The sequence below is a fragment of the uncultured Tenacibaculum sp. genome (genome assembly GCF_947502995.1).
GTDB lineage: Bacteria > Bacteroidota > Bacteroidia > Flavobacteriales > Flavobacteriaceae > Polaribacter.
In genome coordinates, this window is record NZ_CANNBW010000003.1 from 88137 (window position 1) to 108294 (window position 20158).

Annotated in this window: 18 protein-coding genes, 2 tRNA genes and 1 riboswitch; of the genes, 2 read left to right on the top strand and 18 right to left on the bottom strand. The window is 31.8% G+C overall.

Annotation, left to right across the window (positions count from 1 at the left end; translation table 11 throughout):
* Positions 1-71 precede the first annotated feature (71 nt).
* Genes Q1A46_RS03195 through Q1A46_RS03220 form a run of 6 tightly spaced genes read right to left on the bottom strand, consistent with a single transcriptional unit; the run spans position 72 to position 5473 of the window.
* Positions 72-1373 (bottom strand): hemolysin family protein, encoded by a 1302-nt coding sequence (locus Q1A46_RS03195; protein ID WP_299673893.1) that lies wholly within the window; start codon positions 1371-1373, stop codon positions 72-74.
* Positions 1370-1570, bottom strand: coding sequence for a hypothetical protein (locus tag Q1A46_RS03200; RefSeq protein ID WP_299673895.1), 201 nt, complete (start codon positions 1568-1570; stop codon positions 1370-1372). Before Q1A46_RS03200 ends, Q1A46_RS03195 begins: the two co-directional genes overlap by 4 nt.
* Positions 1570-2139, bottom strand: coding sequence for an LPS export ABC transporter periplasmic protein LptC (gene lptC / locus Q1A46_RS03205; RefSeq protein WP_299673897.1), 570 nt, complete (start codon positions 2137-2139; stop codon positions 1570-1572). Before lptC ends, Q1A46_RS03200 begins: the two co-directional genes overlap by 1 nt.
* Positions 2139-3449, bottom strand: a complete 1311-nt coding sequence (locus tag Q1A46_RS03210; RefSeq protein ID WP_299673899.1) for a hypothetical protein — start codon at positions 3447-3449, stop codon at positions 2139-2141. The genes lptC and Q1A46_RS03210 overlap by 1 nt, the downstream gene beginning before the upstream one ends.
* Before the next feature lie 13 nt (positions 3450-3462).
* Positions 3463-4749, bottom strand: a complete 1287-nt coding sequence (locus tag Q1A46_RS03215; protein ID WP_299673900.1) for a hypothetical protein — start codon at positions 4747-4749, stop codon at positions 3463-3465.
* Complete coding sequence (locus tag Q1A46_RS03220) at positions 4742-5473, bottom strand: type III pantothenate kinase (protein WP_299673902.1); 732 nt, start codon at positions 5471-5473, stop codon at positions 4742-4744. Before Q1A46_RS03220 ends, Q1A46_RS03215 begins: the two co-directional genes overlap by 8 nt.
* Positions 5474-5573: 100 nt before the next feature.
* On the opposite strand from Q1A46_RS03220, the gene Q1A46_RS03225 reads away from it, so the two are divergent.
* Together Q1A46_RS03225 and Q1A46_RS03230 are read left to right on the top strand one after the other, a co-directional pair.
* Positions 5574-5646, top strand: a tRNA-Phe gene (locus Q1A46_RS03225).
* A 286-nt stretch (positions 5647-5932) separates the two neighbouring features.
* Positions 5933-6005, top strand: a tRNA-Phe gene (locus tag Q1A46_RS03230).
* A gap of 118 nt (positions 6006-6123) precedes the next feature.
* Here the strand turns inward: Q1A46_RS03230 and Q1A46_RS03235 are convergent.
* From Q1A46_RS03235 to cobA, 12 genes are all read right to left on the bottom strand, one after another.
* Complete coding sequence (locus Q1A46_RS03235; protein ID WP_299673904.1) at positions 6124-8424, bottom strand: S9 family peptidase; 2301 nt, start codon at positions 8422-8424, stop codon at positions 6124-6126.
* An 82-nt stretch (positions 8425-8506) separates the two neighbouring features.
* Positions 8507-9463 carry a methylenetetrahydrofolate reductase [NAD(P)H] gene (gene metF, locus Q1A46_RS03240; protein ID WP_299617262.1) on the bottom strand — a complete coding sequence of 319 codons (957 nt, stop codon included), beginning with the start codon at positions 9461-9463 and terminating at the stop codon, positions 8507-8509.
* A gap of 17 nt (positions 9464-9480) precedes the next feature.
* The gene (locus Q1A46_RS03245; protein WP_299673906.1) at positions 9481-9720 is read right to left on the bottom strand and encodes a hypothetical protein; all 240 of its coding nucleotides are present in this window, start codon (positions 9718-9720) and stop codon (positions 9481-9483) included.
* Between the two features lie 163 nt (positions 9721-9883).
* Positions 9884-12553 (bottom strand): methionine synthase, encoded by a 2670-nt coding sequence (metH, locus tag Q1A46_RS03250; protein WP_299673908.1) that lies wholly within the window; start codon positions 12551-12553, stop codon positions 9884-9886.
* Positions 12546-13556: a homocysteine S-methyltransferase family protein gene (locus tag Q1A46_RS03255; protein ID WP_299673910.1), complete on the bottom strand. Its 1011-nt coding sequence runs from the start codon at positions 13554-13556 to the stop codon at positions 12546-12548. The genes metH and Q1A46_RS03255 overlap by 8 nt, the downstream gene beginning before the upstream one ends.
* A 49-nt stretch (positions 13557-13605) precedes the next feature.
* A riboswitch (SAM riboswitch) is annotated at positions 13606-13721 on the bottom strand.
* Positions 13722-14085: 364 nt separating this feature from the next.
* Entirely contained in the window at positions 14086-15588 is a 1503-nt protein-coding gene (locus Q1A46_RS03260) for a hypothetical protein (protein WP_299673912.1), read from the bottom strand.
* Positions 15589-15718: 130 nt separating this feature from the next.
* Positions 15719-16606, bottom strand: coding sequence for a cysteine synthase CysM (gene cysM, locus Q1A46_RS03265; RefSeq protein ID WP_299617267.1), 888 nt, complete (start codon positions 16604-16606; stop codon positions 15719-15721).
* 3 nt (positions 16607-16609) lie between these two features.
* Positions 16610-17332 carry a serine O-acetyltransferase EpsC gene (gene epsC / locus Q1A46_RS03270; protein WP_299673914.1) on the bottom strand — a complete coding sequence of 241 codons (723 nt, stop codon included), beginning with the start codon at positions 17330-17332 and terminating at the stop codon, positions 16610-16612.
* 23 nt (positions 17333-17355) lie between these two features.
* On the bottom strand, positions 17356-17682 hold the full coding sequence (locus Q1A46_RS03275) for a 2Fe-2S iron-sulfur cluster-binding protein (RefSeq protein WP_299673916.1): 327 nt from the start codon (positions 17680-17682) through the stop codon (positions 17356-17358).
* A gap of 67 nt (positions 17683-17749) precedes the next feature.
* Complete coding sequence (locus tag Q1A46_RS03280; RefSeq protein WP_299673918.1) at positions 17750-18805, bottom strand: NAD(P)/FAD-dependent oxidoreductase; 1056 nt, start codon at positions 18803-18805, stop codon at positions 17750-17752.
* On the bottom strand, positions 18802-19392 hold the full coding sequence (locus tag Q1A46_RS03285) for a bifunctional precorrin-2 dehydrogenase/sirohydrochlorin ferrochelatase (protein WP_299673920.1): 591 nt from the start codon (positions 19390-19392) through the stop codon (positions 18802-18804). Before Q1A46_RS03285 ends, Q1A46_RS03280 begins: the two co-directional genes overlap by 4 nt.
* A complete protein-coding gene (cobA, locus tag Q1A46_RS03290; protein ID WP_299673922.1) occupies positions 19385-20158 on the bottom strand; it encodes a uroporphyrinogen-III C-methyltransferase in 774 nt (257 codons plus the stop codon). Before cobA ends, Q1A46_RS03285 begins: the two co-directional genes overlap by 8 nt.

Sequence of the window (20158 nt, forward strand, 5' to 3'; positions counted from 1 at the left end):
CGAAAATACAATTTCGCATTTAATAATGCAATGTTTTTAATGCTTTTAGCTGTAGAATTTCAAGGAATTATTTAAGAACTGCGACTTTCTTTGTCGAGTCGTTTAAAGTAAATCGTATCAATTTTTGCAGAACTAACTTTTGTAATGATGATTTTATAGTTCTCTATAAACAATTCTTCATCTTGTTCTGGAATGGTTTCTGTATGATTTATAATAAAACCTCCTAAAGTTTCATAGGCTTCTTCTTTAGGGATTTCTAAATTATATTCATCATTTAAATAATCTACTTCTAATCTTGCTGAAAAATGGAACTCTTTTTCATTAATTTTTTCTTCAAGTAACTCTTGATTATCGTGCTCATCTTCAATCTCACCAAATAATTCTTCTACAACATCTTCAACAGTTATAATTCCTGAAGTTCCGCCATACTCATCAACAACAACAGCAATGCTTTTTCTCTTTTTTATTAACGCATTTAAAACGTCATTTATAATCATTGATTCAGGAACAAATTCAACTGGTAACAATATTGATTTTATAGTTCTAGGTTTTTTAAACAACTCGAAAGCATTTACATAACCTATGATATCATCTAAAGAATTCTTGTAAACTAATATTTTAGAGAATCCTGTTTCTATAAAGGTATTCTTTAAATTCGTAACAGTTTCATGAAGATCTACAGCTATAATTTCTGTTCTAGGCACCATAATTTCTCTAGCTTTTACCTTATGAAATTCTAAAGCATTTTGAAAAATTTGTATCTCAGAATCTACTTCTTCATTCTCTTTATTGGTTTCTAGTTGTTCCGAAATATAATTACCTAATTCTTCTTTGCTAAATTCCGTTTGAATTTCATCTTTTTCAGCTTTAAAAAACACACGTAAAAAAAAATCAGAAATTCTAGATATTAATCCTGCTAAGAAATAAAATAAAATGTAGAAGAAATATGCTGGTAAAGCAAATAGTTTTAATGCTTCATTAGCATAAACTCTAAACAGAGCCTTAGGAAGAAACTCTGCAGTAACTAGAATTATTAATGTTGAAATTACGGTTTGTGTAAGTAATTCTAATTCTTTGAATAAAGTATTTACAATTAAAAAGTCTGAAGGTAAGAAGGTTTGAAACCAACGCATTAATAATTCTCCCATGAAATAACTGTAAATTACTAATGCTATATTGTTTCCTACTAGCATTGAAGTAATAAAACGAGAAGAATTATTAGTGATTTTAGATAGGATTTGTGATAACAATCCATCTCCTTTTTTTTCTAGTTCGATATGAAGTTTATTTGCTGAAACAAATGCGATCTCCATACCTGAAAAAAAGGCTGAAAAAACTATAGAACCAAGTATGATTAAGACTTCATAATTCATTTTTGTTGCTTATTCCTCTGCTCTACTTTCTTTCTAAAATTACGTTTAAAAAAGAAAATAATCGTGATAAATATAGCAAATCCAAACATTAAAAATGCTTGTTCTTTATCTGAATTCCATTTTAAAATTCCTTCTACTAAAAATATTATTCCTACTACTAAATAACCGTACTGTGTGTATTTCCAAATCGTATTCATTATAACTCTTCTTTTTGAACTTCTACTCCTCCTGTAATATCTTTAAGTAACCACTTCGACAAATCTTGTTTTGACTCAAAACCAAAACCACTTATAGTATCTGTTATATTCGTTACTCTAAATCCATCTTCTGTAAAAAAATATTTTTCTCTTTGATCCCAGAATAACTGATTAGTTTCTAATTTCCTTTCACTTGTATGATTGAATACAACCACATTTCCTTTAATTTCTGAAACTCGAGTCGACGTATAAGATAATGCATAATTACCGGTTATGGTTGTAGAATCTTTCCCATCATTATCGTAAGTTACAATTTTAATTCCTTTAGGAAATTCGTTATAAGGATGACCTTTATTTGTAAAATCTTTTAGTATTGGAGTAACTAATTTTGATGTTACTTTACCAGAATCTTTATACACATGGAAAACATCTTTACCAATAGCAATTGGTAGATTTTTATCCGCCAAAAAATCTCTAACTTTTTTGGTATCGTTTGTACATGAAAAAAACATTGCCACCATGAAGATGGCAGCAATGCTTGTAAATATATTTTTTTTTGAAGCTTTCATTAGTTTGGTACACGAACTGATTCACCAATCCAACACTTAACTCTAAAAGAACTTCCTGGAGCAATACCTTTTTGGAAAATATCTTTCTTTGAAGGCACATTTCTTTTATAACTCTTAATGTATCTTCCTGCTCCAGAACCTGGATCTACTCTTTGAGCTTTCATTGCCTTATTTAAAGCAGCAACGTAAGTCATTTTCTTTTCAAAAACATCACTACCACAAGAGTTTGCACTCTTAGCATATAAACTTGCAATAAATAAATATGCTTTACCCATATTTGGATTATACTTTAAAGCTTCATAAGCTAAAGCTCTTGCTCTAGATTTACTAGATGTACCTTGAGCTTCTCTTAATTTTAATCTTGCTTTCTTTAAAGGATCTGTTTCTAAATCAAATGCTTTCTTTCTCATTTCAGCAGCTCCTTTAGCATCACCATTCTTCTCTAAAACACCAGCTGCAAAATTGATTGCATCAGCTGATTGAGTTACTTCAGCATAAGAAGTTACTAATTTTTCAAATAGTGGATCACCTTGACATCCTTTGTTATACATTCTAGATACTGCTCTCTTTAACCAAACACCATTAGTTTTGTTAGCATCGTAATCTCTTGTATATATAGGAATTAATCTTTCACAAGTTGCAATTTCAGATAAAATAGCATCTAAACCACCTTCAACTTGACCTAATGCTTTAGAGTTTGTTGAGTAAATCTTTAAATTTCTTTTTTCCTTCTTGTCTAAAGTAGCTGTAGAATCTTTTGCTAATAATGGACCTAACTTCTTATTGTAGTCATCTAATTTTTCTCCTACAGATTCCATTACGTCATCATAAGTATCAAATACTTTTTGAGGATTCGTATCTTTAAATCTAGATACAATACCTTTAAAATATCTAAAGATATTTTTTACTCCCATATCTTTAGGAGAAATCTTATAAGCTTTCTCTAAAATACTAAAGATCTCATCATCAGTCCCTAATTTATTTTTAATTAAAAAAGAAGCATAATCACTATGAGCTTTTGCTACACTTTTGTTTGGGAAATTAGCTAATCTACCTTCATAAACTTTTTTTGCTAAAACAGCATCTTTAGTTTTTTCTGCTACTGTTGCTCCATACTTGTAAATATTAACAGAAAGCGTAGGACAATTTACCATTAACCAATCTAAATCTGGTTTTGCCTCTGCATATTTCTTAGTCGTTACATTTCCTTTAAACAAGTTGTATTTAATATTACACTCTTGTCCTCCCTGTGCTTTAAGTCCTATAGTTAATAGGAATAATACTGCGAATAAATACGTAATTTTTTTCATAATTATCGTTTAATTAATCTATTTGTCTCTTCTTTAACCAATTTCTACCATTTAAGGATAAACTCAACCTAATATTGAAATAGCTTTCTTTTATTAAGCTGTTATTTATTGAACCTTTTTGACCATATTCTAATCCTATATTTAAATTAGATATTTGTCTCGGTAATGGTAAACCAAAACCAAGATTTATGCCAAAATCGGTTATTGAAGTAAAATTATTTCCTGTTCCTGTTCCATCTACTAATAAACCAGTGTCTTCAAATCTCAAACCAGCCCTGTAGGTAACTCTATCCCAATAACTTGATATAGAATTTATTTTTGGTATATAATACCCTCCAATAGATAATCTATTTGATGATTCAAATCTGTAAGTAGATCCTTGAATTAAGTTTCCTTCGTTTTCAAAAGCACCTTGAGTTTCATAATCGATACCAGCATACCATTTATTTTCTTTCCCAACTCCAACTCCTAAAATTGTTTTTAAAGGAACAGATAATTTACCTGAAACGCCTCTATCATATAATGTATCTCTTGGAATTTCCCTTCCATTAGAAGCAAAAGAGAAAGAATAAATACGCTCTCTACCAGATAATGAAAAATCATTTTCTAACTGTAATGCTGCTCCTGCTATTACATCTAAATCTTTGTATTTACGTTTGTATTGAGCTCCTAATTTAAATTGCCCTCCTCTAACATTTGCATTTCGTTCATATTTAGTGGCCAAAGCTACATTTGCTTGTTGGTTGATCGTATTATTGTCTATATTTCCAAAAACAAAACCTGCTTCAATACCTAAAGCAAGTCCTTTGTAAACATTAATACCAAAAGCTCCAAACAATCTGTTTGTACCACCTGATCCTGTGAATCTCGTTGCTTCAGTTACATTGTCATCTCCATCTAAAACATTCGTCAACAAAGCATATCCTACATTAGAAACTGGCTGTAAACCAGCCATAAAACCAGCTTTCTCACCAATAGGAATTCCTAATGCTATGTATCTTAAACTTGTTGTATTGTTAGACTCACTTCCATTGTCGCTACTAACATTTAATAGAGAAAGCTCTCCACCTATTCCGTAAGTAGCAAATCTTAAATCTGCAGTTGCTGCTGGATTTATAAAGTTAAGGTGGTGAATATCTTTAAGCGCTACACCTATTCCTCCCATTGAGGCTTGCTCTACAGTTGTTCTACTCACTTCTTCTCCTATACCGAAAAAAGAATAAGGAGATGAACTATTTCTTTGCCCCGTTATCTTTATTGAAATTAGTACTAATACTACAATAAAAAATCTCTTAATCATCCGCTCTGTTATAAGTCAATATTTGATATAATCCCTCCAAAACCAAATTTGGATTGGCAAATATGTCATTTTTTAATTGTTTGACCAAAAATTTTGTATCTCCTCCTGTTAAAAGTACTGTTAAATCTCCAAATTTATTTTTGTATTGTGTAATTACTCCATCTATTTCTCTACTAATTCCGTTAACTATTCCAGAATGAATAGATTCTTGAGTATTTGTTCCAATAAAACTATTTGGTTCTTTTGAAGTTAACAGAGGAAGTTTTGATGTATAATTATTCAAAGACTGATACCTCATTTTTAATCCTGGTGATATAGCTCCACCTAAATATTGACCTTCTGAATTTACAAAATCGAAAGTTATACATGTACCTGCATCGATAACTAAAACATTTTTATTTGAAAAATTACACACAGCATAAGCTGCAAGAGCTATTCTATCAACTCCTAATGTTTTTGGAGTTTCATAATTGTTTATAAAAGGAACATTAGTATCATTATTAAGCTCAATCAAATTTATTATTTTGTGTAATTGTTTTAACTTTTCTTCACTAAGTTTTGCTACAGCAGAAATAATTCCTTGTTTAATTGAATATTTTTTTAAAATTTTTTCGATTTCAGAAAAAATTTCCTCCTTATTAAAAACAAAAAACTTCTTAAGTATATCCTTTTCAAAAACAGCAGCTTTCACCCTAGTATTACCGACATCAATTATTAAATACATTCTTATTTTTTATCGTGGAGACAAATTTATAATAGATTTTTTACATTTTTTTTTGGTTCAATTCAAAAAACTGTTATATATTTGCATCCGCTAACAAGCTGGTACCTTAGCTCAGTTGGTAGAGCAAAGGACTGAAAATCCTTGTGTCCCTGGTTCGATTCCTGGAGGTACCACTCAAAAGCCCTGATTATTTCAGGGCTTTTTTATTTTAATACTCTTCCACCTTTTATTCATACCGATAGCTTTCTAAATAATAAGAAACTTTAATTATTTTCTTTTTTGATTCAGAATTCAAAAAAATCTTTAAGCTTTTTTCTGATTAAATGAAACTCGAAAGTTTTCAATAATAGCATATTAGGATAATCTATTTTAATCACAGAAAAAAAAGAGCAAGAAAATCTAAATTTATTGTGTAGTTATTAAGTTAAAAATTATATATTCGCACCCGCTAATAAGCATGGTACCTTAGCTCAGTTGGTAGAGCAAAGGACTGAAAATCCTTGTGTCCCTGGTTCGATTCCTGGAGGTACCACTTTAAAAGCCCTGATTTTTCGGGGCTTTTTTTATTTTCAAATATTTTTATCAAATGAAAAACCGAAACCCTAGGTAAACTAGGATTTCGGTTTTTAGTTGTCAATATATATTATTTTTTAATGCTTTATTGGTTCTTGAACTTTTCCTTTAAGATGTTTTGCATAGAATCCCATCATTGATTTATATAAAGCTATTCTATTTTCTTCTTTTCCAAAACCATGCCCTTCATCATATCTTACCATGTAAGGAACATCTACACCTTTAGTTCTAAGTCCTTCTACAATTTGATCTGACTCATCTATATTTACTCTAGGATCGTTTGCTCCTTGAACTACAAATAATGGTTTCTTGATTTTATCGATATGGAAAACTGGTGAAACTTCGTTCATAATTGCTTTTTCAGCAGCCACATCTTCGTCGTACCAAATTTCTTTGATAATTTTTAAATAAGGTTTCCAATAAGGAGGGATAGTTTTCATGAATGTAAATAAGTTAGACACACCAACATAATCTACACCACAAGCATATAAATCTGGAGTTTTAGTTAAACCTCTTAATACAGCATAACCACCATGACTTCCTCCATAAATTGCAGCTTTCTTTGCATCTACCCAACCTTTTTCGGTAACATATTTTAATCCGTCTTCTACATCATCCATTGCTTTTCTACCAATTTCTTTAAATCCTAATTCTAAGAATTTTCTTCCGTATCCACCAGAAATTCTAAAGTTAACTTGTAACGTAGCATAACCTCTACTTGCAAATAATTGTGATTCTGGATTGAATCCCCAAGAATCTCTAATTCCTTGTGGACCTCCATGAGGATTTACTATTACAGGAACTTTTTCTCCATTTAAAGCAGCTTTAGGTAAAGTGATATATCCATGAATTGTTAAACCATCTCTACTTTTAAATGTAATCGGACGCATCTCAGCCATGTCTTCTGGATTTAACTGAGGCATTGTATTATAAATCTCTTTTAATTCATTTTTCTTTAAATCGTAGATGTAATAAATACCATATAATTTATCACTAGTGATGTATAACATAAATTTAGTTTCATCATCAGTTTTTCCAGTAACATAATATTGCATTCCAGGAAGTTGCTTCTTTACAGTTTTATCTAATTTCTTGTAGGTTTTACTTACAGGAATTAAAATATTCTTTTCTCCTTCGTACGATAAATAATCGATAGCGTAATTGTTCTTTTTAGATAATCCTAAACCTCCAACATCGTACTTTTCGTTTGAGAAAACTTTCTTGATTGTTTTTTTCTTCTTTAAATCATATAATAAAATCTCTGCTTTATCTGTTTCTAAATTACTTAACACATAAGCATCGTGTGGATAATCTGTAGCATAATTGAATGAAATAATACCAAAACTATCTTTCCAGTTTAATTGTTTCCATAATTCGTATCCTCCTTTTCCGTCTTCATAATACACCTCCATATTTACACCATCTTTCAACTTAGTGTAACCTCTTAAATTTCCGTCTTTATCGAACTGATATCCTGCAATTGGATTACTTGCATCTTTATTTACAAATAATTGCTTGATTTCACCTGTTATTACGTTTAGTTTATAAGGCTCAAAAATTTGTGGATTATTTTTGTTTAATTGAACAATGATATGATCTTTATCTTCTCTTAATAAAGATTCGAAGTTAGCTCTAACACCTTCGAAAGGAGTTAAATCTTTATTATTACTTCCGTCTAAATTTACAGCATAAATATGGTAGTTTTCATTTCCTCCTTTATCCATAGTATAAAAAAGGCGATTAGAATTTAACCATCCGTATCCTCTAATTAATTCTTCTTTTTGTTCAATAACTCTTTTTGCTTTTCCTGTTTGAGTATTTTTTACATACACATGTTGCTTTCCATTAGCATCACTTTCTTTATATGATAAATATTTTCCATCAGGTGAAAAGCGGAATGAACTTCCTTTTGGATTCGCAAAATAATCTTCAACAGAATATTTGTACGTTCCCTTCTCTAAAGTTGAAAGTTTATTTAAATCTTGTTCTGAAGAAACTAATGTTGGATTTCCAGGAACCGTTTTTTCTGTTTTTTGTAATGATAATGGAATTTCCATACCTCCTTGTTTAAAAGTTCCTTTGAACTCTTTTCCTTCTAATTTCGCTGAATAATTAATTCCTGCTTTTTTAAATACAATTGTTAATGTATTATCTGTAAACGTAGTTGTATCCATTGGAATTCCTGTCGCACCTTGAGATGGACTATCCATAGTTGAAGAAAATGCTCCGCCTTTTTCAGAAATATTAAAAATTAAAGGCATTTCCATACCTTGAACTTTTAATGTTCCTTTCCAAGAACCTGTAATTTTTTGAGCACTTCCTACACCAACACTAACTACAAAAAGTAAAAGTGTTAATAGATGACTGCTTTTTTTCATTTGAATTTGTTTTAGGTTATTAATCTGACTTTATATAAGTTAGTATACTCACCTCACAAATTGTTACAAACAGTTTCTATTTTTAAAAAACTTCTTTGGCTATTTTTTTAATATTATCTGATTTCCCCATTGAATAATAATGTAATACTGGAACACCAGCTTTAATCAATTCTTTACTTTGTTGGATTGCCCATTGAATACCTACTTCACGTATTTGTTTATTGTCTTTACACGCCTCGATTTGCTCTACCAATTCTTGAGGTAAATCTAATCGGAAAACTTGTGGTAATACATGTAAATGACGTTTTACAGCAATTGGTTTTATTCCAGGAATAATAGGTACATTAATTCCTGCTTCTCTAGCTTTTTCAACGAAATTGAAATATTTCTGATTATCAAAAAACATTTGCGTAACCACATAATCTGCACCCGAATCTACTTTTTCCTTTAATCGTTTTAAATCAGACTCAATACTTGGTGCTTCTAAATGCTTTTCAGGATAACCAGCAACTCCCACACAGAAATCTGACTTGTATGGAGTTTCGATAATTTCGTGTAGATATTTTCCTTTATTTAAATCACTGATTTGTTTTACTAAATCTGATGCAAATTTATTTCCACCGTTAGAAGCCTGAAAATATTGTTGATCTTTTCTAGCATCTCCACGTAACGCCATAATATTGTCGATTCCTAAATAATGACAATCTACCAAAACATATTCTGTTTCTTCTTTTGTAAATCCACCACACAATACATGCGGAATGGCATCTACGTCGTATTTATATTTTAATGAAGCACAAATACCAACCGTACCTGGTCGCATTCTTGTAATTTTCTTTTCTAATAATCCGTTTTCTTTTTCAATGTAAATGTATTCCTCTCTAGATGTTGTAACATCTATAAACGGAGGTTTAAATTCCATTAACGGATCGATATTGTTATATAATTGCTGAATATTTTGTCCCTTTTGCGGTGGAACAATTTCAAATGAAAATAACGTTTTCCCCTTTGCCTTTTTAATATGTTCTGTAACCTTCATTTCTAATTTTCTATTTGTTAAAGTAACTGCTGTCGTATTTCATTAATATCATCTTCATATTCCCAATAAATCCATCTTCCGTGGGCATAATCTGTAAGAATAAATTTTTCGCTAACAGATTTTATTCTATCTAAATTGACTAACTTTTTGTTAAAACTATCAACAGTTACTTCTTCAATTATTTCTTTATTTTGATCATCGAAACCATGAACAATTTGATGGCTTCCTAACTTTAATTCTATAAATCTTTTACTCATTTTATTTTTATTGAATGTCTGCTTCCTGACGTCATTCCGAATTTACTTGTGCTGAAGTAATTTCAGTATTTCGGAATCTCATAAGACTATTAAACAATTCGTAATGAGAACCTGAAACAAGTTCAGGTTGACGCGAACTTATCATTATACATTCCTGATTTTTTTAATCTGCAAGTACTGGATTTAACCACTTTTTTGCATGTTCTAAAGAATTACCTCTTCTGTTGACATAATCTTTTAGCTGGTCTTCTTTTATTTTTCCTAAACCGAAATATTTAGATTCTGGATTTCCGAAATAGTAACCAGAAACACTTGCTGCCGGCCACATCGCTAAACTTTCAGTAAGTTTAACTCCGATAGTTTCTTCTACTTTTAAAACATCCCAAATGATATTCTTTTCTAAATGATCTGGACACGCTGGATACCCTGGAGCTGGACGAATTCCTTTATAGCTTTCTTTAATTAATTCTTCGTTAGATAAGTTCTCTTGATTTGCATATCCCCAATGCTTTGTTCGTACTTCTTTATGTAAGTATTCTGCAAAAGCTTCAGCCAAACGATCTGCGATAGCTTTAATCATAATTGAATTATAATCGTCGTTATCTTTTTCGAATGCTGTTGCTAATTCTTGAGTTCCGAAACCTGCTGATACACAAAAACAGCCTATGTAATCTTTCTTTCCAGTTGTTTTTGGTGCTACAAAATCTGCTAAAGCAATATTTGGTACACCTGATTTTTTCTTTAATTGCTGGCGAAGTGTTACGAAAGTAGCTTGAGTTTTTCCGTTTTCGTTATATACTTCGATATCATCTTCATTCACTGTATTTGCTGGAAACAGACCAAAAACTGCTTTAGCTTTTAGTAATTTTTCATCTATTACTTTTTGCAATAAAACCTGTGCATCTTTATATAATTCTGTGGCTTGTTCTCCAACAATTTCATCAGTTAAAATATTTGGAAACTTCCCGTGTAAATCCCAAGATCTGAAAAACGGACTCCAATCGATATAATCTAACAGTACTTTTAAATCTAGATTCTCAATAACTTGAGTTCCTAAGAAATTAGGCTCTTTAATCTCTGAAGTTGCCCAATCTATTTGGAATTTATTTTCTCTAGCTTCAGCTAATGAGATATAATTCTTCTTCTTAGTTCTGTTTAAAAATTGATCTCTAAACTTATCGTACTCTGTTCGAATTTGTTCTTTATAAACTTTATTATTCTCTTGTAATAAATCTCCAACAACAGTAACTGCGCGAGATGCATCGTTAACATGCACTACAGAATTGGTATACTTCGGTGCAATTTTAACTGCCGTATGTGCTTTTGATGTTGTAGCACCACCAATTAATAATGGAATATTCATTTGCTCTTTTTCCATTTCGTTGGCCAAATACACCATTTCATCTAACGACGGTGTGATTAATCCGCTTAAACCAATAACATCTACTTGCTCTTTTTTAGCAGCTTCAATTATTTTTTCTGGCGGAACCATTACTCCTAAATCAACAATTTCATAGTTATTACAACCCAAAACAACACTCACAATATTTTTACCAATATCATGTACGTCTCCTTTTACAGTTGCCATTAAGATTTTTCCAGCAGATGAAGCAGCACTATCTTTAGATTCTTCAATGAAAGGTTGTAAATATGCTACAGCTCTTTTCATTACACGAGCTGATTTTACAACTTGAGGTAAAAACATTTTTCCGCTTCCGAACAAATCACCAACCACATTCATACCTGCCATTAAATTTCCTTCAATAACTTGAATTGGTCGATCTACTAGTTGTCTTGCTTCTTCAACATCTTCTTCAATAAAAGCATCTAAACCTTTTACTAAACTATATGTAATTCTATCTTGTAATACTTCTTCTCGCCAAGCTAACTTTTTAGAATCTTCTTCTTTTTTTGTTCCTCGAACTGTTTCAGCAAATTCTAATAAACGTTCAGTAGCATCGTCTCTTCTATCTAATAAAACATCTTCTACATGCTCTAATAAATCTTTAGGAATTTCATCATATACTTCTAACATGGTAGGATTTACAATTCCCATATTCATTCCATGTTGAATGGCATGATATAAGAAAGCAGAATGCATTGCTTCACGTACTGTATTATTTCCACGGAAAGAAAAAGACACATTACTTACACCACCAGAAACACTTGCATATGGTAAGTTTGTTCGAATCCATTTTGTAGCCTTAAAAAAATCTAAAGCATTTTTTCGATGCTCTTCCATTCCAGTTGCTACCGGAAATATATTTGGATCGAAAATGATGTCTTCTGGAGCAAACTTTACCTTATCAACTAAAATTCTATATGAACGCTCACAAATTTCAATACGTCTTTCATAATTATCTGCTTGTCCAACTTCATCAAAAGCCATAACAATTGTTGCAGCTCCGTATCTTTTAATCAATTTCGCTTGACGGATAAACGTTTCTTCTCCTTCTTTTAAAGAAATTGAATTGACTACACATTTACCTTGTGCTACTTGTAATCCCGCTTCGATAATTTCCCATTTAGAGCTATCGATCATAATTGGAATTCGAGCAATATCTGGTTCTGAAGCAATTAAATTTAAAAATGTTACCATGGCATGAACACCATCTAACATTCCTTCATCCATATTTACATCAAGAATTTGTGCACCGCCTTCTACTTGATCTCTTGCAACTGCTAAAGCTTCTTGATATTTTTCTTCTTTAATTAATCGTAAAAATCGTCGAGAACCTGTAACATTTGTTCGTTCGCCAACATTAATAAAGTTACTTTCTGGAGTAACAATTAATGGTTCTAACCCTGATAATTTTAAATATCTACTACTCATTCTCTGCTACCAAAACTTTTCTTGGTTTATAATTTTTAGCCACATCTGCAATTGCTTTAATGTGTGATGGAGAAGTTCCGCAACAACCTCCAATAATATTAATTAATCCATCTTTTAAAAAACTCTCAATTAAATCTCTCATTTCTTCTGGAGTTTGATCATATTCACCAAAAGCATTAGGTAATCCAGCATTGGGATGTGCCGAAGTAAAAAACTCTGTATTATGCGATAATCGTTTTAGATAAGGTTCTAATTGTTCTGCACCTAAAGCACAATTAAACCCGACACTTAATAAAGGAATGTGAGAAATAGAAATTAAGAAAGCCTCAACTGTTTGTCCTGATAATGTTCTTCCACTAGCATCTGTAATCGTTCCTGAAATCATTACTGGAATATCGATTTCTCGCTCTTCTTTGACTTCTTCAATAGCAAAAATTGCAGCTTTTGCGTTTAATGTATCAAATATTGTTTCAACAAGTAAAACATCGGAACCACCATCTAACAATGCTTCTACTTGTTGCTTATAAGCCACACGTAAATCATCGAAAGTTACAGCTCTATATTCTGGTTTATTTACATCTGGAGATAAACTTGCAGTTCTGTTTGTTGGACCAATAGAACCGGCCACAAAACGTGGTTGTTCTGGATTTTTAGCTGTAAATTCATCTGCTACTTCTTTAGCAATTTTTGCCGACTGAAAATTTAGTTCATAGACTAAATCTTCCATATCATAGTCTGCCATAGCTATTGTTGTTCCAGAAAAAGTATTGGTTTCAATAATGTCTGCTCCAGCCTCTAAATATTTTCTATGCACTGATTTTACAGCTTCTGGCTGTGTAATTGATAACAAATCATTATTTCCTTTTAATGGAATATGATGTGATATAAATCTTTCTCCACGAAAATCTTCTTCTGTGAATTTAAATTCTTGAAGCATTGTTCCCATAGCACCATCGAGTACAAGGATTCTTTTTTGTATTTCTGTAAAAATGTTGTGTGACATTCCTGATATTTATTAGTTAAAGTTATCAGGAAAAGAAGAAGTATTCTTTGGGTTATCTCTCCACAATATTTAAAATATTGAAGTAGAATTTAGCACCTTCTTTGTTTACACAAAGGGTTGCTAAGGCTTCAAAGGGTCTATTCCCTCCACCTTTCTTGATAACTATAAAATGTTTATGAACTGAATTACAAAGTTATTGGTTTATTTTTTACTATACAATGTTTTAAAACTTATTTTTCAAAACCTTCATTTGAATTAATTTAACTCGATTTAAAAATACATTTTTTAGCATGCAAATCAATGAATTATGTCTTTACGATGAATGAAACATAGTGAAGTGAAGAAGTAATTTTTCCTTCGAGAACCTCAGGAAACATTTAGGTTCCGTTCGCAAAGACTTCCTTATTTACAAGGAGTTCAAGGTAAAATTACATCGAGTTAATTTGTAGTACTAAAAAACCTCAAGTCATTAAAAGACTTGAGGTTGAAACTATTTTATTGTAAAGCTTAACCTAAATAATCTAATTGATTATCTCGGTTCTAAATCTCTAATAATTGAAACTTTACCTAATACCACTCCATCAATACTACTTTTCGCTGGTACAGTGTTAGAAGGTATCGGATTAATATGCTTCAGGTATACTTCACTTGCAAAAGTGGTGATACTATTAGCTCCATTTCCAATACCTGATTTTGCTTTAGTCGCTGGATCATTTCCACTTTCAACGATATAATACCTATTTAGAAAATAATCAAACCAAGCACTATGATTCCATTCTTTTTGAACATCCATTAAGTAAGCCGCTACACAATGAGAGAATTGAGCACTTCCCGATACTTGTCGATATCGAGAATGCCAAGCCATATCACTTCTTTTTGAACTTCTATAATGTCTAATTCCCCATTCTGGTCTTCCAATATCTGCTACCTCATATTTTTTTGCCGCTCCATTTCTTTCATCTGGATCCCAATTTTCTGTTCCATTACCATTGGAAATATCTACAGCTTCTTGGTTGATATAAAAGGCTTGTTGATCTTCTTGGAATATATCTGTCTTTTCCCAATTGGCTACTTCAAGTAACTCTTGTGATTCTAACATTTTTCCTGCAAATAAAATCAGCATTTTTGCTCCTTGGTTATGTCCTCCATCAGCATCCCAACTCAATCCTGACTTAGCTGCTCCATAACAATCAATTCCTGCTTGAATTAAAGCGATGACTAATTCTTCTTTTTCCGATTGCGTTCCTTCTAACATTGCTCTAATTAATGCTTTCCCAGTATTTTTAGCGATTTCCCTACCATATTCTCCATTAGGATGATTCGCATCAGCATGCCAATATCGATCAGCAAAACCTGTTTTAATTTTCATGTAAGGACCTCCTGAAAAATAACGTAAACATTCTTCTATACTCGGAGTATTCGCTGTATTGGTATATGAAAGAAGATTACTCCATTTAATATCTGATTTTTTGTAAATCGGTTTTAACGTTCCTGAATATGGCGGTCTAAAACTCTCTATTGGAGGCGCTACATCTAAAACTGTTAGTACTTGAATCTCTTCTAAATCACTATTATCTCCTGGTGCATCTGAATCTTTACTTTTAGTTTGCAGATATGAATTTCCAGGCAGTAAATTGATTGGTAATTTTTCTAAACTGGTTACATTTTCTTCATGCTTATAATCATTAAATTTCATTCTATCATCTGATCCATTACTAAAAGAGTTGTCTGGATTTACAAAACCTCCATTTCTACCTTCTTTTGAAACCGGTAGAGTAGCTGTGAGCTTTATATTTCCATCACTAATAATCCATGGACTTCCATCTAAAAACCTACCTGTTTGTGTTTCATCAAAACTCCATGTTATTCCTCCTTTGGTTATTGAGGTAGTACTCTCTGAAGTAGTATCATCAGAAGGTGTTTCTCCTACAGACACTTCATCATCTGTAACGTTCTCTAATTTATCATCGCTTGAACAAAATGAAAAAATTGAACATAGAAAAAGAACAAAAATTTTAAAAATCAGTCTCATAATTTATCTTTTGAATTCAGCATAAAATTAGTTTTTAGTACATGAGATTTTTACACTGTTTTCAGTGAAAACAAAAAGGGATTTGTGATAAACACAAATCCCTTTTTACTTTATTTTTAAATTCCTATTGTTATACAAAAATATCTGAAGATAAATAACGATCTCCTCGATCACAGATAATTGCAACTATAATTCCTTCGTCTAGTGTTTCTGCTAATTTTAATGCTGAAGCTACAGCTCCACCACTACTCATTCCTGAGAAAATTCCTTCTTCACGAGCTAAACGAATGGTCATTGCTTTTGCTTCTTCTTGATTTACCTCTAAAACTTTATCAATTTTTTCTCTTTTAAAAATTGCAGGTAAATATTCTTCTGGCCATTTACGAATTCCTGGAATGCGAGCTCCTTCTTTTGGCTGAACACCAACAATGGTAATATCTTTATTTTGCTCTTTTAAATAATCTGAAACTCCTGTAATTGTTCCTGTAGTTCCCATAGCAGAAACAAAATGAGTTACTTTTCCTTCAGTATCTCTCCAAATTTCTGGTCCGGTTGTACTATAATGTGCTTTCGGATTATCTAAGTTATCAAACTGATTTAATCTAAAATATCCTTTCTTGTATTTTAATTCTAAAGCATGGTCAATAGCTCCTTCCATACCAACTTCTGATGGTGTTAAGATTACTTCTGCTCCGTAAGCTCGCATTGTTTTTACACGTTCTACAGTGGCATGTTCTGGCATTACTAATACCATATTTAATCCTAAAACTTTTGCCATTAATGCAAGTGCAATTCCTGTATTTCCACTTGTTGCTTCTACTAAAGTATCTCCTTTTTTAATGTTATTCTTTTTCAGAGCTTCAGAAATCATGTAATACGCTGCTCTGTCTTTTACACTTCCTCCTGGATTATGTCCTTCTAACTTTAAAAACAGACGAACATTTTCTTTATTTATAATATTTGTAGCTTCTACTAAAGGCGTATTTCCTACAAAATCTGTAATATTTTTTGCGTTCATATACTAGTTGTAAATACTATTTTGTGATTTATAAATCACAGTTGAATTTGGCTCTATAGACTTTGTTATGCAAACATTTGCTCCGATAACTGTATTTGCTCCAACTACAATATTTCCTAAAATTGTAGCATTTGCATAAATGGTTACATTACTTTCTATCGTTGGATGTCTTTTAACTTCAGCTAATTCTTTTTTCACTTGAATTCCACCTAAAGTTACTCCTTGATAAATACTAACATTATTTTCAATAATTGTAGTTTCACCTATTACGACACCTGTTGCATGATCGATAAAGAAAGCTTCTCCAATTGTTGCTCCTGGATGAATATCTACACCGGTTAAACTATGTGCATATTCACTCATCATTCGAGGTAAAATTGGAACATTAATTTTATACAATTCATGACTTAAACGATATATCGCTATGGCGTGAAAACCTGGATACGCTAAATACACTTCTCCTAAACTTTTACAAGCTGGATCTGTATTTTCAAAAGCTTTTGCGTCTAAATCTAATTTCTTTCGGATATCGCAGAATGATGTTTGATAATACATCCAAATTTCTTCGTGCTTTTCTACAGATAACCCTTTTAAGATTTTTACAAACTTACTTTTTAAATGATTGGCTTTTTCCTGACAAACATCTTCAAACAATGCATAAAATAGTTGTTTTGTAAAATATTCTACATCGTCTTTTAGTGATAAGTTGTAATTACTGAATTGCATTTTAATTTTTTATATAAATATAATTAACTTTCTGGAGCTAACTCTACTTCTAAACCTTCTAATTCTGGTGTCATTTGTATTTGACAACCCAATCTACTATTATCTTCTACATCGAAAGCTTCTGCTAACATCGCATCTTCATCGTCAGACATTTCTGGAAGCTCATGGTTAGACGTAACATAACATTGACAAGAAGCACACATGGCCATTCCTCCACAGATTCCTATGGTTCCTTCTGGAGCTAATTCGTAAGAACGAACAACTTCCATTAAGTTCATTGCCATATCTGTCGGAGCAACTACATCGTGAATTACACCTTCTCTGTCTTTTATTTTTATATTGATATCCATTTCTTTCAGTATTAAGAAATTAGTATTAAGTCCTGAGTACTTTGGACTTTAGACTTTAGACTTAGTGCTAATTAATAGCTTTTACTACTGCTTTTGGCGCCTCTTTTTTAGTTCCATCGAAACCTTCTACTCCTCCTACAGTTGTATATTTCATTACATACTTTTTATCTGGGAAGATTCTCTTGTATGCACTCTGACACATTAAGGTGGCTTCATGGAAACCACATAAAATTAATTTTAATTTACCTGGATATGTATTCACATCTCCAATGGCATAAATCCCTGGAATGTTTGTTTGATAATCTAAAGAATTGTCAACTTTAATAGCATTCTTTTCAATGTCTAATCCCCAATTTCCAATCGGACCAAGTTTTGGAGCTAATCCGAATAAAGGGATGAAATGATCTGTATCGATTATAAAAGGCTCTTTATCTTTTTGTTCTACAACAACTCCTGTAACTTTATCGTCTCCAAGAATTCCTTTTACTTCTGCAGGAGTGATTAAATTGATCTTTCCTAAGTTCTTTAATTCTTGAACTTTTTCTACTGAATCTAAAGCTCCTCTAAATTCATTTCTTCTATGAATTAATGTTACTGATTTTGCAACATCTGTTAAGAAGATTGACCAATCTAAAGCAGAATCTCCACCACCTGCAATTACAACATCTTTATCACGATATAATTCAGGTTCTTTAATCATGTATTCAACTCCGTTATCTTCGAATTGAGCTAGATTATCAATCTTAGGTTTCCTTGGCTCAAAACTTCCTAAACCTCCAGCAATTGCAACAACTGGTGCTTTATGTTTTGTTCCTTTATTTGTGGTAACAATAAATGTTCCATCGTCTTGTTTATCGATTGTTTCTGCACGTTCTCCTAAAGTAAAACCTGGCTGAAACTGTTTCCCTTGCTCTAATAACTTCTCTGTTAAATTGCCTGCTAAAATCTCAGGATAAGCTGGTATATCGTAAATTGGTTTTTTCGGATAAATCTCTGAACATTGTCCACCTGGTTGTGCTAATGCATCTATTAAATGACAACGTAATTTTAATAATCCTGCTTCAAAAACTGTAAATAACCCTGTTGGTCCTGCTCCTATTATTAATATATCTGTTTCTATCATTTTTCTATCTTTTCTACTAAACCTTTAGTAAACTCATTTAATGTTTCTACTTTTTGTTCAAAATTCCCTTTAATTGTTTTTCTATACTCGTTCAAATTTTGCACGAGGTCATCTATTTTATCTGGAATTACTTCCTCAAAAAATTGTCGTAATCTTTTTGCTGTTGTAGGTGATTTTCCATTTGTAGAAATTGCAATTTTTACATTTCCTTTCGTTACAATTCCTCCCATATAGAAATCGCAATATGGTGGATTGTCTGCTACATTTACCAACTTACTTTGCGCTCTACAATCTTTATAAACCTCTACATTTATTTCAGGAATATCTGTGGTTGCGATTACAATATGTTTTCCATCTAAATACGAAGTTTTATACACATCATTAATTAACGTAACATCACCTTTTTCTGCTAAAGCTTTTGTTCCTTCTCTAAACATTGGTGACACAATAGTAACTTTTGCATCTGGACTCGATTTCAACAAAAACGTAAGTTTTTCTTCTGCAACAAAACCTCCTCCTACAATTAGCACTTGTAAATTCTTAACTTTAAGAAAAACTGGATATAAATTATTTCTTTCTTCACTCATTTGTAACTGTCTTTAAACTTACTTCATTTTGAATCTCTGCTAGGATTTCTCTATGTCTTACTACTTCTCCAATAACTATAATTGCAGGATTACTTAGTTGTTTTTCTTCAACTACTGCTGCTATAGTATTCACAGTACCAACTCCAACTTTTTCTTGTGGCGTTGTTCCTTCCTGAATAATTGCTACAGGTACATCACCTTTTCCTTCTTGTTCAAACAAACTTGTGATCTGAGAAAGTTTCCCCATTCCCATTAATATCACAACTGTTGCATTTGATTTTGCTGCTAATGCAACATCTTCGGAAAGTTTATGCTGCTTTGTAGTTCCTGTAATTACCCAAAAACTTTCTGCGCTACCTCTTTTTGTTAATGGTACATTTTGATACGCAGGAACTGCTATTGATGACGAAATTCCTGGAACCATTGCCACTTCTAATCCGTGTTGTGCTGCATATTCCATTTCCTCAGAACCTCTTCCGAATATAAAAGGATCTCCACCTTTTAAACGAACCACATGTCCGTGTGATTTTCCTCTAGCAACAATTAATTCATTAATTTGTTCTTGTTGATAACGGTAACAACCGCGACGTTTCCCTACAAAAATTAACTCAGCATTCGGATTCACGTGATCTAACAATTCTGCATTTACTAAAGCATCGTATAATACAACATCTGCTCTTTGTAATGCTTTAATTGCTTTTAATGTGATTAATTCAGGATCTCCTGGTCCTGCTCCTACTACAGTTAATTTTGGAATTACGTTCAT